Below are 15,186 nucleotides of genomic sequence, written 5' to 3'. Positions count from 1 at the left end.
CAGCCCGGTGACCACTACGAGCCCGGCAGCGAATGTCGGCCTCATCGGACTGCCCTCCCATGAACTGAACACGCATCACTCCCGAGGGAAACACGACATGACCGCAGCACCGCAGAGAGCGTTTGCATTGTCCAGCATCAAGACGCCTGTCGGCCCTCGCCGTTCGCATCAGCCATGGTGGAATCCTCAGCGTGGGTCCTCCATGCCCTTTCAACGCTACGAGCGACCCGAACGTCGGCTTCCGCATGGGCTGACCGACCGTAGCTGGCCGACTAAGTCCCTTATCAAGGCTCCACTGTGGGCTTCGGTCGACCTCCGGGACGGGAACCAGGCGCTGAGCAGCCCGATGGACATCGAGCGCAAGAGTCGCATGTTTGAACTGCTCGTGCGCATGGGATTCAAAGACATCGAGGTCGGTTATCCCTCCGCGAGCGATGCAGACTTCTCGTTCGTCCGCACTCTGATCGAGAACGACAGGATCCCCGATGACGTCACCATCTCTGTCTTCACTCCGGCGCGGCCAGAGCTGATAGACCGGACCTTCCAGGCCATCGAGGGCGCCGACCGGGCGATGGTCCATCTGTGTAATGCGACCGCCTGCCTGTGGCGTGATGTCGTGTTCGGTATGAGTACCGATGAGGTGCAGGCGATGGCCGTCCAGTCAGCTGAGCGCATTGCTCGTAGGGCGAGTTCCGCCGGGGGAATGGACCTACGGTTTGAGTACTCGCCGGAGACCTTTAACGTAACCGAGCCTGATTTCGTTCTCCAGGTGTCGAACACCATAACGGCTCTATGGGACGCCAGCCCTGACCGTCCAGTTACGCTGAATCTCCCGAGCACGGTGGAGACTGACTCTCCAAACATCTTTGCCGACCAGGTCGAATGGATGCACAAGAATCTCGATAATCGGGGCGGTATCATCCTTTCGGTGCACCCGCATAACGACCGCGGTACGGCTGTGGCTTCTGCCGAGCTGGCTGTGATGGCGGGAGCCGATCGAATCGAAGGCACCCTCTTTGGTAACGGTGAGCGTACCGGCAACGTATGCCTGACAACCCTCGCGCTAAACCTATTCAGTCAAGGAGTCGACCCACAGCTGGATTTCTCCGACATAGACGAAATTCGCCGCACGGTCGAGTTTGCCAACCAGCTTTCGGTCCCTGCCCGTCACCCCTACGGTGGCGACCTCGTCTATACCGCATTCTCGGGTACGCACCAGGATGCTATTGCAAAAGGTCTCGCCACCATCGAACGCCAAGCCGTTGAAGCCGGCATCCCTGAGGTCGAGGTGCCCTGGGATGTACCCTATCTGCCCATTGACCCCAAGGACGTGGGGCGGACGTACGAATCAGTCGTCAGGGTCAATAGTCAGTCCGGCAAGGGTGGCGTGGCGCACGTACTCAAGGGCGCTTATGGGCTGGACCTGCCTCGTGGACTTCGAGTGGAGTTCGCCAAACGCGTTCAGCGTGTCGCCGACGGCGGTGGCTCGGAGCTGACGTCCCGCGACCTCCGTATGATCTTTGCTGAGGAATATCTTGACTTCGCACAGCCATCACTACTGCTGAAGGACTTCCGGATTGCCCGGCAGGAATCAGCGACGAGCATCGAGGCCCTTGTCGCAGTAGGAGATGGTGAGGAAGTCTTCCTGAGCGGGACCGGAGCTGACACAGCCGCCGCCTTTACAGACGCTCTTTCGCGTGCCGGTTTCGCATGTGAACTCATAGAGGCGACGGAGCACACCGTCGATGAGATATTTGGCAGCGGCTTCGCCGCTTATGCGCTGATTAGCCTGAATGGAGAGCCCTGGTACGGTGCCGGGCTGGCCGCTGATCGGGACACTGCCCGGCTCACTGCCGTGACTTCCGCTGTCTGTCGAGCCCTGGCGTCCTGCGAATCTGCTGTAGCCATTTCCTGACCGTATGCGACCCACTGCAAACCCCGGAGAGGAACTGTAACGAGATGGCTCTCAAAGGTCGGCGCGTCGCCCTTCCTAGAAATCTGCTCGTCCACCGAGTATTCGAGTCCCACGCGCGGCGAGCCCCCGAGCAGATCGCCCTGACCTGTGGTGGTGCACAGCTCACTTACGCAGAACTCAACGAACAGGCAAATCGCCTCGCTCACCACCTGATATCGCGTGGTGCAGGGCGTGGTTCGGTCATTGGCGTGTGCCTGGACCGGACACCGGAGATGGTCGTCAGCATTCTCGGTATTCTGAAGGCCGGCGCGGCATACGTGCCGCTGGACCCAACCTATCCAGGTGATCGGTTGCGCCGGATGGTGTCCCAACTCGACCAGATCAAGCTGAACATTGCCTCTACGGATACCCTCGACTTGCTCAGTGAGGCACCCGGTGAGCTCATACTCATCGATGAGCAGGCCAGTGCTCCAGTTGTAGAGCCCGTGTCGAACCCACAAGTCGACCTTGGTAACGAAGACCTGTGCTACGTGGTATTCACCTCGGGTTCGACTGGAATACCCAAGGCGACAGCCATTCACCATGGTGGCTGGTACAACCTGCTCGAATGGCTGCGCTTGGAGTATCACCTGGACAGCAGCTCCAGCGGGCTGACTGTCAGCTCATTCGGCTTTGACATAAGCCAGCGCGGCCTGATGGCGCCGCTGTTCTGCGGAGCCACCATCCATTTGCTACCCAGTCGTGTATTCGATCCGGGAATGGCCTATCGGATCATCGAAGAGAAGCGTGTCAGACAACTCCACTGCGCTCCGAGCACCCTATATGTGCTGATCGACCACGAGCTTGCAGTGGGAGGTACTGCTCTGACCGAAGTGGGTCACGTCTTTATCGGAGGCGAGCCACTGACCGTGTCACGCATTGAGGAATGGGCCGCCCAGGACAACAACTCATGTGTCCTGCTGCACCAGTACGGGGTAGCCGAATGCACCGACGTGGCCAGTTCCCACGTGCTGGGTGACTATCCCCGATATCAAGGGTCCGCGACTCCTGTGGGGTCCCCGGTGTACAACACCGAAATTCGAATCCTTGATGAAGACATGACAGAGGTCCCCAACGGGGTGACCGGGGAGATCTGTATCTCTGGCCTGAGTGTTAGCGCAGGTTATCTCAACGCCTCGTCAGCTGACACCCTGCGCTTCGGTGAACTGCTCACGGCCAGCGGTCCGACCAGCATTTACCGGACCGGTGACCGTGGCTATGTCACTGCAGGCGGAGAGCTGGTGGTGGTTGGACGTGTCGATGCACAGGTCAAAATCCGCGGCATGCGCATGGACCTTGGCGATGTGGAGCACGGTGTGCGTAGCCATGAACTCGTGGACGACGTCGTCGTGCTGGCCCTACCGGATCAAGCCGAGGAGCTGCAATTGGTGGCATACATACTGTCGGCGACGAGCACACTCAATACTCGGAACTTGTACAGGGATCTGATGCATGTGTTGCCTCGCAACATGATCCCGCAGGACTTCGTAGTTCTGGATGCCTTTCCGCTCAACCCGAATGGGAAGACCGATCGCCGGGCGCTGGCCGCCATGAAGCCCACTGCCCCCAGTCTCTCAAAAAATAGGAAAGAGAAGGCTTACCAATGATTGCATCGAAGGTTCATGACATCTGGAGTCGCGCGCTCAATCTCGATGAGTTCTCCGATATTGACGACTTCTTTCTCCTGGGTGGCCACTCGCTGATCATGACCAGGATTCAGCGGGATATTCAGAGCGAGATCGGCGTAGCGGTTCCGATGGACCAACTCTTCCGTAAATCCACTGTCGCTGAGATCTCCGAGTACATCGAGACGGCCCTGTCCTCCGCTTGATGACGCAAACGGTTCCGAAGCCTCTGGGGTCGGGATGAACCCGACGCGAACACGATTGGATGATCACCGTGGACAAGCTCGCCGACGAGCTACTCGATGTTATTGCCGAAGAGGACCCGCTCAGTGAGTTCATCCAGGGCTTGCCGGGCTATGACCATCTGCTGAGCGACCTCGATGAGGCAGCGGAGGCGCGATTGCGGGTCCGAGCGCTGGATATCGCCAACGCCGCAGCCCAACTGGATCCGGACGGGCCGGACTGGGTGACTCGGGCGGTGGTGATGCAGCAGGCTGGCGCGGTGGTGGACCGGATCGACTGTCGACTGGTCGAGCACACCATGGCCGACTACTTGATCTCGCCGATCGCTCGGCTCCTCACCATGATGCCGCTGGCTCAACCGGTCAGCGAGGAGCAGGAACGTGGCTACCTCACTCGGCTGGCCGCGATTCCCGAGTACCTCAGGAAGGCGGCAGCCCGGCATCGGAGCGGGGTGGCCGCCGGCCGGTTCCCGGTGAAGGAGCGGGTGCGTTATGCGATTTCCCGTCTGGACAGCTATCTCGCCGACGTGGCGGGTGACCCCTTTCGAGGGCCGGTGCTGAGTGGGTCACGGGTGGCCGAGCGGGATCGCCTGCTTGAGGACGTGGTTCGGCCCGCGTTCGCCACGTACCGCGAGATACTGGACGCGGAGATCGCACCGCACGGTCGTTCGCCGGAACGGGTGGGAATGTGCTGGTTGCCGGATGGGGAAGCCAATTACGCTGCTCTCGCACGGGTGCATACGACGACGGACCGCACCCCTGAGCAGTTGCATCAGACCGGCCTTGACCTGATTGAGCGGCTGGCCGATGAGTACGTGTCGATCGGGTCCAGAGTCTTTGGGCTGCACACGGTCGCCGAGGTACAGGACCGGTTGCGCACGTCTACCGCGTTGCGTTGGGGCAGCGCGGAGGAGCTGCTGGCATCAGCGCGGGCGTCGATCGATCGCGCGGAGCAGACGGCGCCGGATTGGTTTGGCCTCATGCCTTCGCATCCATGTGTTTTGGAGCCCACCCCGGCAGCGGACGCGCCCAATGCGGCCGCCGCCTGGTACAGCCCGGCGGCGCTCGACGGTTCGCGGCCGGGCACGTACCTCGTCAATACCCATCGTGCGACCGAGCGGGACCGGTACGTGTCGGAGGCCCTCACCTTCCACGAGGCGGTGCCTGGCCACCACTACCAGGTCACGGTGGCCCAGGAGCTGACGGAGCTGCCGAAGCTCCGGCGCTTCGCGTTGATCAGTTCCTACAGTGAGGGCTGGGGGTTGTACGCCGAGCGGCTGGCCGATGAGATGGGCCTCTATTCGGACGACATCGCGCGTTTGGGCATGCTCGCGATGGATTCGACCCGTGCGGCTCGACTTGTGGTGGATACCGGATTGCATGCCTTCGGTTGGAGCCGTCAGCGGGTGGTGGAGTATCTGCGGGCCAATACGGTGATGGCGGAGGTGGAAATTCAGTCCGAAACCGATCGCTACATTGAAATGCCTGGCCAGGCGCTGTCCTATATGGTCGGACGATTGGAGATTCAACGGCTGCGGGCCCGGGCCGAGCGGGAACTGGGAGCTGCCTTCGACGTTCGAGCCTTTCACGACCTGATACTTGGTGGTGGAGCCCTGCCGATGGCGGTGCTGGACGCTGTGGTGGCCGAATGGACTGCGAAGGTGGCCGCCTAGTGTTTTGACCGCGTTGGTTCACCAGGTTTCTACCGGCGCCGGGTCGCGGCCGGTTGGATGAGGGCTGAGCTGAGCCAGCGACTGGGTCCACGAGCAGGCCACCTGTCCACGCGGCGCGACGAGTGTGTCCTGGACCAAGCTGAACATCTGCGGCCACACCTGTCTTCAGGCGCGCTTCGCCTAGGCCAACCTGATCGCGTTTTCGCTTTCGAGGAGTGGAGCCTCCTCGGCCTTCCCGACTACGGTCGGCCTGCCGACGGCCATGACGTCGATGGTGAAGCTGACGGCGGATGTCACATCGGGGGGAGGCTCATCGGCAACTGCCTTTTATGTTCCGTTGCTTGATACCTGCGCGCGATCGTCTCAAAGGCACGCTCACTCACCGGCTTGCCCTCCAGGAAGTCGTCGATCTCGTCGTATGTCACCCCGAGTGCTTCCTCGTCGGTCTTGCCGGGGTCGAGCGTTTCCAGGTCAGCCGTTGGTATCTTCCACACCAGCGAGGTAGGCGCCCCCAGCGTCTCCGCGACGGCCCGCACCCGGCGTTTGTTGAGCCCCGCGAGGGGTAGTACATCCGCCGCGCCATCGCCGTACTTGGTGAAGAAGCCGGAGACCGCCTCGGCCGCATGATCGGTCCCCACGACAAGGCCTTCATGCGCCCCCGCGACCGCGTACTGCGCGATCATTCGCTGCCGCGCCTTGATGTTGCCGTGCACGAAGTCCTGGTGCCGCTCGTCGCAGAAGATCACCCCGCCCGCGAGACAAGCCTCCAGCGCGGCGTCGCTCGCTGCCTTGACGTTCACGGTCAGGACTTGGTCGGCCTGGATGAAGTCGAGCGCGGACTGGGCGTCCTGCTCATCGGCTTGAACACCGTAGGGCAGCCGCATGGCGTTGAAGGTCGCGTCGTGCCCGGCACTACGAGTCCGCTCCACCGCCAACTGACACAGCCGTCCCGCAGTGGTGGAATCCACTCCTCCACTGATCCCGAGCACCAAGGACCGCAGTCCGGTAGTCATCAGCCGCTCGGCCAGGAACGCCACTCGGCGCTCAATCTCCGCCTCCGCATCGAAGGTCGCGGCGACGAGCAAATCCCGGGCGATCTCCTGCTGTAGGCCAATGGGCGCCGGATCTGTCACGACTACTCCTCGCGGTCGGGTCGGGATGCAGATTCTATGCTGGCGGACCAGCATTGTGATCTTGGACATCGGGCGTCGCCGATGAGCTGGTCGATGCGCCGGCAGTGGCCACTGAGTTGACCTGCTGCGATTTCGGGACCGCGACGACGTAGGGGCCCGCAAGGTCCACGCCGCCCTGGTCCGCGAGGGCGCCGTGGTGGCCCGCTGCACGGTCGAGCGCCTCATGCGCCAATCCGGCCCGCGGCCGAGACCGACCGGCCTGCCGACCTGGTCGAGCGGCAGTTCACCGCGAGCGGACCGAACCAGCTGTGTGTGGCCGACATCACCGGCATCAGAACCTGGGTGCCCCCGGCAGGACTCGAACCTGCGGCCAAGCGCTTAGAAGGCGCCTGCTCTATCCACTGAGCTACGGGGGCCGGGTGTGGCCGGGTGGCATGGGGGCGGATGTGGGGGAGATCCGTGACCTTTGCCGGGGACAAGGATAGGGCTCCCGGGGCCCTGTCCCTGGTGCTTCGCCTCCGCGCCGCGATGTGGAGGTTCGGTGAAGCGGTCCTGATAATCGCAGGCAGGTGCGAATCTCGCATCGCTTTTGGCGTCTCGCGCCCCGGGTGTTGTGCACTCGTTATGCCTCTGCCCCGGTCGCCCCTTCCATCCCCCGTGTCCGATCGGCGCGCAGAAGCGACTATATGCTTCAGAAAGCCGCCAAAATTGGGCATTCTTCGCATGTGGTGACCTTGGACGTACGGCCTCAATTGCTTGACGCACTCTCCGCCCTGCGCGAGCGTGTCGCCGCCGCACGCTTTCCGCTCCCGCTGCCGGGGGCGCCACGCGCGCGTGCCAACCGGGACGAGTTGCTCGCACAGCTCGATGACTATCTGGTGCCCCGGCTCAAGGCACCCGAAGCGCCCCTGCTCGCCGTCATCGGCGGATCCACCGGAGCGGGCAAGTCCACGCTCGTGAACTCCCTCGTGGGGCGGCGGGTCAGCGAGGCGGGTGTGCTGCGGCCCACGACGCGCACGCCGGTGCTCGTCTGCCATCCGGACGACCATCACTGGTTCGCCGACATGCGGATCCTGCCGGACCTCACGCGCGTGTGGATGCCGCGACAGGAACCCGCGGAAGACGGCGACGGGGAGGAGGAGGGAGGGGACAGCGGCGTCGACCCGCCCGCGATCGGGGGCGAGCTGGAGCGCGCCCTGCGGATCGAGACCGTCCACAGCCTGCCGCGCGGGCTCGCCCTCCTCGACGCCCCCGACGTCGACTCGCTCATCGCCGAGAACCGCGTACTCGCCGCCGAGCTGATCTCCGCGGCCGACGTATGGGTGATGGTCACCACCGCCTCGCGGTACGCCGACGCGGTGCCCTGGCATCTGCTGCGTACCGCCAAGGAGCACGACGCCACCCTCGTCACCGTCCTCGACCGCGTGCCCCACCAGGTCGTGACCGAGGTCTCCCGGCAGTACGGCGCCCTGCTCGCCAAGGCGGGCCTCGGCGACGTGCCCCGCTTCACCGTGCCCGAGCTGCCCGAGTCGGCGGGCGGCGGCGGGCTGCTCCCCGCCACCGCTGTCGCGCCGCTGCGCGCCTGGCTCACCCAACGGGTGCAGGAGCCCTCGGCCCGCTCCCACGCCATCGCCCGTACGGCCCACGGCGTCATCCGTTCGCTCGACTCCCGGCTGCCCGAGCTGGCGGGTGCGGTCGCCACCCAGTACGCCGCCGCCCTGCGGCTCACCTCCGCCGTCGACGAGGCGTACGACAACGAGCACGCGCGCGTACAGGGGCGATTGCAGGCGGGCGCCGTACTCGCGGGGGACGCCCTGAAGCGGTGGCGCAGCTATCCGCTCGACTGCGGGGCCGGCGAACTGCTCGACGCCATCGCCGAGAGCCTGGAGGCGCTGCTGCTGTGCGCCGTCACCGCCGCCGACGAGCGCATCGACGAGGCCTGGCGGCGCGAACCCGCCGCGGCCGCCCCCGGCCTCGCCGACCGCGACCCCCGGATGGAGAGCGCCGAGCACCGCATCGGGATGGCCGTCCGCAGATGGCGGCGCGTCCTGGAGGAGTACGCCGACGACGAGGTGCGCGGGATGGAGAGGGTCGACAAGACCCCGCTGCCCGACCCCGAGGCGGTCGCCGCGCTGCTCGCCACCACCCTCCTCGGCGGGCACCGCGCCCGGGCGGCCGGCGAGATCCTCGCCGAGCGGATCGGCGCCCAGGGCGCGGTCCGGCTGCGCGACCGTGGCGGGCGCCTGCTGACCGCGTACCTGGAGAAGGTCCTCGCCGCCGAGCGGGACCGGCGGCTCGCCCCCTTGGACGCCCTCGAAGTGCACCCCGAACCCCAGGCCGAACTGATCGCCGCCCTGTCCGTACTGCAGAAGGAGAGGTGACCGCGGTGACTGCCGTCACTGATCACACCGAGCGCGACGAGCGGGAGAAGCGGGAGGAACGGAAGGAGCGAGAGCATCGGGAGCACCGGGAGGAGCGAAACGGCCGCGAGGAGCGGGGGGAGCGAAACGGCCGCGAGGAGCGGGGGGAGCGGGAGGGGCGGAAGGACCCCTCCGGCCGGCCGGACGACGACTCCGAAGAGGCCTGGGACGACGGCCTCATCGCCCGCCGCGTCGCGGACGGCACAAAGCCCCCGGGCACCGGTACCGGGATCGGGATCGGGGCCGGGGCCGGGTCGGGGTCCGGGCTCGGAATGGGGACCGGATCCGGGGTCCGCGCCTACGCTCCCTCCAGGAAGCCCACTTCGTACGAAGGCCCCCTGAGGGGGCGGCTCGACGCGTTGCGCGAGCTCGTCGGGCTCTCCCGCACCCGCCTCGACAGCGGCACCCTCGCCGAGGCCGGCCGCGTCCTCGACGAGGCCGCCGCCCGGCGCAAGCTCTCCGACCGGCACACCGTCGTCGCCATCGCGGGCGCCACCGGCAGCGGCAAGTCGACGCTCTTCAACGCCCTCGCCGGCGTGATGATCTCCGAGACCGGCGTACGCAGGCCGACCACCGCCGCGCCCATCGGATGCAGCTGGACGGACGGCGCCGCGGGGCTGCTCGACCGGCTCGGCATCCCGGGACGGCTGCGCCGCCGCCCCCTTCAGGGGCCCGGCGCCGACGAGCTCCAGGGGCTCGTACTGATCGACCTGCCCGACCACGACTCGGCAGTCGGCGAGCACCGCGAGCACGTCGACCGGATCCTGGCGCTCGTCGACGCCGTCATCTGGGTCGTCGACCCGGAGAAGTACGCCGACGCGATGCTCCACGAGCGCTATCTGCGGCCCATGGCCGGGCACGCCGAGGTCACCTTCGTGGTCCTCAACCAGACCGACCGGCTCCCCGGCGACGCCGCCGACCAGGTCCTCGACGACCTGCGGCGGGTCCTCGACGAGGACGGCATCGCGCTCGGCGAACACGGCGAACCGGGTGCCACGGTGCTCGCGCTCTCCGCGCTGACCGGCGAGGGCCTCGGGGAACTGCGCGAGGCGCTCGGCCAGTTCACACAGGAGCGGGGCGCCGCGGCCCGCCGGATCTCCGCCGACCTGGACGCCGCCGCGGAACGTCTGCGTCCGGTGTACGTCGCCGGGTCGCCCGGCGGCCGGAACCGCGGGCGCGTCGGGCTCAGCGAGGAGGCCCGCGAGGAGTTCGCCGACCGCCTCGCGGACGCGGTGGGCGCCGCCGCCGCGGGGGACGCGGCGGAGCGGGCCTGGCGCAGGCACGCGGGCAAGGCGTGCGGCGACCCGTGGTTCAAGCTGTGGCGGTGGTACGAGGCACAGCGCTCGCCGGACAGCTCCTCGACGCCTCTCGTGCCCGCCCTGGTGGACGAGGAGGCGACGGCGCGCCAGCGCGTGGAGCACGCCGTGCGCACGGTGGCCGACGAGGCGGCGGCGGGGCTGCCCGTGCCCTGGGGACAGGCCGTGCGGGAGGCCGCGGTGCGCGGCGCCGAAGGGCTGCCCGAGGCGCTCGACGAACTGGCGGTGACGGCGGGCGTGCCGACCGGGCGACCGCCGCGGCCCGGCTGGTGGCCGGCCGCGGTCCTCGCGCAGGCGGCGATGACGCTGCTCCAGGTCGTGGGCGGCCTCTGGCTCGTGGGGCAGATCGTCGGCATCGCCGAGCCGAACCTCGGCGTGCCGGCGCTGCTGATGCTGGCGGGCATCGTGGGCGGCCCGTGCGTGGAGTGGGCGAGCCGGATCGCGGCGCGGGGGCCCGCCCGCAGATACGGGCACGAGGTGGAACGGCGGCTTCGGGAGGCGGCCGCCGGGTGCGGGCGGGCCTGGGTCCTGGATCCGGTGGCGGCCGAGCTGCTGCGGTACCGCGAGGTCATGGAGCAGTACGTGCGGGTGACGGGGGCGTCGCGTGCCGGGCTGAGGTGATGTGGGCGCGCCCGTTGGGGTGGTGGGGGTGCGCCCGTGAGGGTGGTGAGGGCGCGCCCGTGGGGGTGAGGAGGGTGACGGAGTTTTCCACAACCGGCGGGTAGTGCACAGGGCTCAGCGGGCCCGGCGCGACCGGTGCAGTCTGAGATCGCAGCCGCGGAAGGCGCGGCGGCGCGGACGGACGCATGGGAGGGGCTGGGCATGAACGAGACGCAGGTAACGGTGGTGGGGAACGTGGCGACGACGCCGGTGTACCGGGAGTTGCCGTCGGGGCCGGTGGCGCGGTTCCGGCTCGCGGTGACGGCGCGGTACTTCGACGCGGTGAAGGACACCTGGATCGACGGGCACACCAACTTCTTCACGGTGTGGGCCAATCGGTCGCTCGGCAGGAATGTGCAGGGCTCGCTCTCGGTGGGCGAACCGGTCATCGTGCAGGGGCGGTTGAAGGTGCGTGACGAGGAGCGGGGCGGGCAGCACTGGACCTCGGCGGACATCGACGCGCAGGCCATCGGCCACGATCTGTCGCGCGGCACGGCGGCGTTCCGGCGGGTGTCCAAGGCGGACGCGTCGCTGACGGAACCGGTGTCAGCGCGGGAGGCGGAGCCGGAACCGGTGGGGTGACGGCAGGTCAGGTGGGCACGCCCACCAGGGTGCGGGGCGGGGCGATACCGACGGCGACCGATGCGCGGCTTATCGACGAATGGATGCCTGCAAGGCCGATCAAGGCTGCCCAAGGCCGTTGATTTGTCGATAAGCCCAGCTCGGGACGGGTGTTGGCGATAACGATTCCGAGTCGGATCGTCTATCCGACGGTATGACTGGGGGTCGTGGTGTGCCGCTTCCTTAGGATGCCGAACGTAGCTCACGGGGCAGTCGGCAGGAGATGCCACGCAGGTGACAGGTGATCCTGCCCCTTTCAATCTGCTGGCGGGACCACCCCCCATCGTCGTGAACGGGTCCCGCCCGGAGGGGAATTCAGTGTTTTCTGCGTTGTCCATACGTAGTCGAGGCGTCGCCCGTCTCGCCGTCGTGACGGTGGCTTCCGGCCTCGCCGCCGCGGGGGCGCTGGCCGGCGCGGGAGCGGCCGCGGCGGAAGAGGTGCCGCGGCACCGGGGCGGTGCGACCGCGACGCTGGGCGGATTGCAGACGTACGACCAGGCGGTCATCCGTGACAACGGCAGCTCGCAACAGGTCCCCGCCGGGCTCTTCGAGATGTCCGTCGAGAACGGCGGCACCCTCCAGACGTACTGCGTCGACATCCACAACCCCACGCAGAAGGACGCCAAGTACCAGGAGACCCCCTGGAGCGGCACCTCGCTGAACGGCAACCGCGACGCGGGCCGGATCCGCTGGATCCTCCAGCACTCCTACCCGCAGGTGAACGACCTCGCGGCGCTCGCCAAGAAGGCGGGTGCCACGTCCCTCACCGAGCAGACCGCAGCGGCCGGCACCCAGGTGGCGATCTGGCGGTACTCGGACGGCGCGAAGGTCGACGCCGTCGACCCGCAGGCCGAGAAGCTCGCCGACTACCTGCACAAGAGCGCGCGGGGAGGCGCGGAGCCCAAGGCGTCACTCACGCTGGAGCCGCCCGCGGTCTCCGGGAAGACCGGGGAGCGGCTCGGCCCGGTCACCGTGCGGACCGACGCGGACGCGGTGACGGTGACACCGCCCACGGACTCCGTGGCGAGTGGTGTGAAGGTCGTCGGCAAGAACGGCAAGCCGGTGAAATCCGCGCGCGACGGCAGCCGGCTCTACTTCGACGTCCCGAAGGACACGCCGGACGGCTCGGCCGCGATCTCCGTACAGGCGTCGACCACCGTGCCGGTCGGCCGGGCCTTCACCTCCGAGACCAGGAGCCAGGCGCAGATCCTCGCGGGCTCCAGCGAGTCGACGGTGTCGGCGACGGCCACGGCCGACTGGGCCGCCAAGGGCGCGATACCGGCGCTCTCGGCGGAGAAGAACTGCGCCAAGGGCGGCGTGGACATCACCGCGAGCAACAAGGGCGACGCTCCGTTCACCTTCCGGCTGATGGGGTTCAAGCACACGATCAAGGCGGGCACGTCGCAGACGGTGACGATCCCGTTGCAGGAGGACCAGCCCTACGACTTCACGATCAAGGGTCCGAACGGCGTCGACAAGCGCTTCAAGGGCGTACTCGACTGCCGGACCGAGGCCAGCACGATCGGCACCAAGGCGCAGCCCGTCTCCGAGCCGAGCCCCGCGTCGGCGGGCGGCACCTCGGGCGGCACCGACCTGGCCGAGACCGGCAGCTCCAGCAATACGCCGCTGATCGCCGGCATCGCGGTGGTGTTCGTCCTGCTCGGCGGCGCGGTGGTCTTCTTCCTGCGCACCAAGAAGGACCCGGCACAGACCCCGGAGGAGACGACCACCGAGAAGTGACGAAAGGGCCCCCGACCCCCAGCCCCGGCCTCCGGCCCCCCGGCGGCGAACCAGCCGGTTTCCGCCGAGGGGTGGCCGTCAGGCAAGATGGGGTGTATCTGCCCACTCACTGATTGCCGGACGGTTTCTCTTGGCTGAGTACATCTACACCATGCGCAAGACGCGCAAGGCGCACGGCGACAAGGTGATCCTCGACGACGTCACCTTGAGCTTCCTTCCTGGCGCGAAGATCGGTGTCGTGGGCCCCAACGGCGCCGGCAAGTCCACGGTGCTGAAGATCATGGCCGGGCTCGAGCAGCCGTCCAACGGTGACGCGTTCCTCTCGCCCGGGTTCACCGTCGGCATCCTCATGCAGGAGCCGCAGCTCGACGAGTCGAAGACCGTTCTGGAGAACGTCCAGGACGGCGCCGCCGAGATCATGGGCAAGCTCCGGCGCTTCAACGAGGTCGCGGAACTCATGGCGACCGACTACTCGGACGCGCTCATGGAGGAGATGGGCAAGCTCCAGGAGGACCTGGACCACGCCAACGCGTGGGACCTGGACGCCCAGCTGGAGCAGGCCATGGACGCGCTGGGCTGCCCGCCCGGCGACTGGCCCGTCACCAACCTCTCCGGTGGTGAGAAGCGCCGCGTCGCGCTCTGCAAGCTCCTCATCGAGGCGCCCGACCTGCTGCTCCTCGACGAGCCCACCAACCACCTCGACGCCGAGTCGGTGAACTGGCTGGAGCAGCACCTCGCGAAGTACGCGGGTTGCGTCATCGCCGTCACCCACGACCGGTACTTCCTGGACAACGTCGCCCAGTGGATCCTCGAGCTCGACCGCGGCCGCGCCATCGCCTACGAGGGCAACTACTCCACGTACCTGGAGAAGAAGCAGTCCCGTCTCAAGGTCGAGGGCCAGAAGGACGCCAAGCGCGCCAAGAGGCTCAAGGAAGAGCTCGAGTGGGTGCGGTCCAACGCCAAGGGGCGGCAGGCCAAGTCCAAGGCGCGCCTGGCGCGCTACGAGGAGATGGCCGCCGAGGCGGACAAGATGCGCAAGCTGGACTTCGAGGAGATCCAGATTCCGCCGGGCCCGCGTCTCGGCTCGATCGTCGTCGAGGTCGAGAACCTGTCGAAGGCCTTCGGTGACAAGGTCCTGATCGACGACCTGAGCTTCACGCTGCCGCGCAACGGCATCGTCGGCATCATCGGTCCCAACGGCGCGGGCAAGACCACGCTGTTCAAGATGATCCAGGGCCTGGAGACGCCGGACTCCGGCAAGATCAAGGTCGGCGACACGGTCAAGATCTCCTACGTCGACCAGAGCCGCGCCAACATCGACCCGAAGAAGACGCTGTGGGCCGTCGTCTCGGACGAGCTGGACTACATCAACGTCGGCCAGGTCGAGATGCCGTCGCGGGCGTACGTCTCCGCCTTCGGCTTCAAGGGTCCGGACCAGCAGAAGCCGGCCGGGGTGCTCTCCGGTGGTGAGCGCAACCGCCTCAACCTGGCGCTGACCCTCAAGGAGGGCGGCAACCTGCTCCTCCTCGACGAGCCGACGAACGACCTGGACGTCGAGACCCTGTCCTCCCTGGAGAACGCGCTCCTGGAGTTCCCGGGTGCCGCTGTCGTGATCTCTCACGACCGGTGGTTCCTCGACCGGGTCGCCACGCACATCCTGGCGTACGAGGGCGACTCCAAGTGGTACTGGTTCGAGGGCAACTTCGAGTCGTACGAGAAGAACAAGATCGAGCGTCTCGGCGCCGACGCGGCCCGTCCGCACCGTGCCACCTACAAGAAGCTGACCCGAGGCTGAGGCGGCC

The 15,186-nt window shown here is 67.1% G+C and carries 10 protein-coding genes, 1 tRNA gene and 1 pseudogene; 10 read left to right on the top strand and 2 right to left on the bottom strand.

Annotated features, from left to right (window positions below):
- Nucleotides 1-97 precede the first annotated feature (97 nt).
- Genes ACWDZ7_RS07960 through ACWDZ7_RS07945 form a run of 4 tightly spaced genes read left to right on the top strand, consistent with a single transcriptional unit; the run spans nt 98 to nt 5,494 of the window.
- Nucleotides 98-1,915: a 2-isopropylmalate synthase gene (locus ACWDZ7_RS07960; RefSeq protein ID WP_451795769.1), complete on the top strand. Its 1,818-nt coding sequence runs from the start codon at nt 98-100 to the stop codon at nt 1,913-1,915.
- 44 nt (nt 1,916-1,959) lie between these two features.
- The gene (locus tag ACWDZ7_RS07955; protein ID WP_451795768.1) at nt 1,960-3,561 is read left to right on the top strand and encodes an amino acid adenylation domain-containing protein; all 1,602 of its coding nucleotides are present in this window, start codon (nt 1,960-1,962) and stop codon (nt 3,559-3,561) included.
- Entirely contained in the window at nt 3,558-3,785 is a 228-nt protein-coding gene (locus ACWDZ7_RS07950; protein ID WP_451795767.1) for a phosphopantetheine-binding protein, read from the top strand. The genes ACWDZ7_RS07955 and ACWDZ7_RS07950 overlap by 4 nt, the downstream gene beginning before the upstream one ends.
- A gap of 59 nt (nt 3,786-3,844) precedes the next feature.
- The gene (locus ACWDZ7_RS07945) at nt 3,845-5,494 is read left to right on the top strand and encodes a DUF885 domain-containing protein (protein ID WP_451795765.1); all 1,650 of its coding nucleotides are present in this window, start codon (nt 3,845-3,847) and stop codon (nt 5,492-5,494) included.
- A gap of 293 nt (nt 5,495-5,787) precedes the next feature.
- On the opposite strand, the gene nadE is transcribed toward ACWDZ7_RS07945, so the two are convergent.
- Complete coding sequence (gene nadE, locus ACWDZ7_RS07940; protein WP_451795763.1) at nt 5,788-6,627, bottom strand: ammonia-dependent NAD(+) synthetase; 840 nt, start codon at nt 6,625-6,627, stop codon at nt 5,788-5,790.
- Between the two features lie 151 nt (nt 6,628-6,778).
- Here nadE and ACWDZ7_RS07935 point away from each other — a divergent pair.
- Nucleotides 6,779-6,969 (top strand): annotated as a pseudogene (locus tag ACWDZ7_RS07935) (IS3 family transposase); the annotation flags it as partial.
- Nucleotide 6,970: 1 nt separating this feature from the next.
- Here the strand turns inward: ACWDZ7_RS07935 and ACWDZ7_RS07930 are convergent.
- A tRNA-Arg gene (locus ACWDZ7_RS07930) sits at nt 6,971-7,043 on the bottom strand.
- Nucleotides 7,044-7,313: 270 nt separating this feature from the next.
- On the opposite strand from ACWDZ7_RS07930, the gene ACWDZ7_RS07925 reads away from it, so the two are divergent.
- From ACWDZ7_RS07925 to ettA, 5 genes are all read left to right on the top strand, one after another.
- Nucleotides 7,314-9,008, top strand: a complete 1,695-nt coding sequence (locus ACWDZ7_RS07925) for a GTPase domain-containing protein (protein WP_451795762.1) — start codon at nt 7,314-7,316, stop codon at nt 9,006-9,008.
- Nucleotides 9,009-9,013: 5 nt separating this feature from the next.
- A complete protein-coding gene (locus ACWDZ7_RS07920) occupies nt 9,014-10,984 on the top strand; it encodes a GTPase (RefSeq protein WP_451795760.1) in 1,971 nt (656 codons plus the stop codon).
- Nucleotides 10,985-11,185: 201 nt separating this feature from the next.
- Nucleotides 11,186-11,605 (top strand): single-stranded DNA-binding protein, encoded by a 420-nt coding sequence (locus ACWDZ7_RS07915; RefSeq protein WP_451795758.1) that lies wholly within the window; start codon nt 11,186-11,188, stop codon nt 11,603-11,605.
- A 369-nt stretch (nt 11,606-11,974) separates the two neighbouring features.
- On the top strand, nt 11,975-13,384 hold the full coding sequence (locus ACWDZ7_RS07910; RefSeq protein ID WP_451795756.1) for a Cys-Gln thioester bond-forming surface protein: 1,410 nt from the start codon (nt 11,975-11,977) through the stop codon (nt 13,382-13,384).
- A gap of 130 nt (nt 13,385-13,514) precedes the next feature.
- Nucleotides 13,515-15,179 carry an energy-dependent translational throttle protein EttA gene (ettA, locus tag ACWDZ7_RS07905; RefSeq protein WP_451795754.1) on the top strand — a complete coding sequence of 555 codons (1,665 nt, stop codon included), beginning with the start codon at nt 13,515-13,517 and terminating at the stop codon, nt 15,177-15,179.
- The last annotated feature ends 7 nt before the right edge of the window (nt 15,180-15,186 follow it).

This window comes from Streptomyces sp. NPDC003032 (assembly GCF_053591415.1).
This window is presented reverse-complemented; position numbering and strand designations above follow the sequence as displayed.

Coding starts and splice junctions, on each gene's coding strand:
- ACWDZ7_RS07945 (WP_451795765.1), top strand. CDS start 3,845: ATGATCACCGTGGACAAGCTCGCCGACGAGCTACTCGATGTTATTGCC.
- ACWDZ7_RS07915 (WP_451795758.1), top strand. CDS start 11,186: ATGAACGAGACGCAGGTAACGGTGGTGGGGAACGTGGCGACGACGCCG.
- ACWDZ7_RS07955 (WP_451795768.1), top strand. CDS start 1,960: ATGGCTCTCAAAGGTCGGCGCGTCGCCCTTCCTAGAAATCTGCTCGTC.
- ACWDZ7_RS07950 (WP_451795767.1), top strand. CDS start 3,558: ATGATTGCATCGAAGGTTCATGACATCTGGAGTCGCGCGCTCAATCTC.
- ACWDZ7_RS07925 (WP_451795762.1), top strand. CDS start 7,314: ATGCTTCAGAAAGCCGCCAAAATTGGGCATTCTTCGCATGTGGTGACC.
- ACWDZ7_RS07960 (WP_451795769.1), top strand. CDS start 98: ATGACCGCAGCACCGCAGAGAGCGTTTGCATTGTCCAGCATCAAGACG.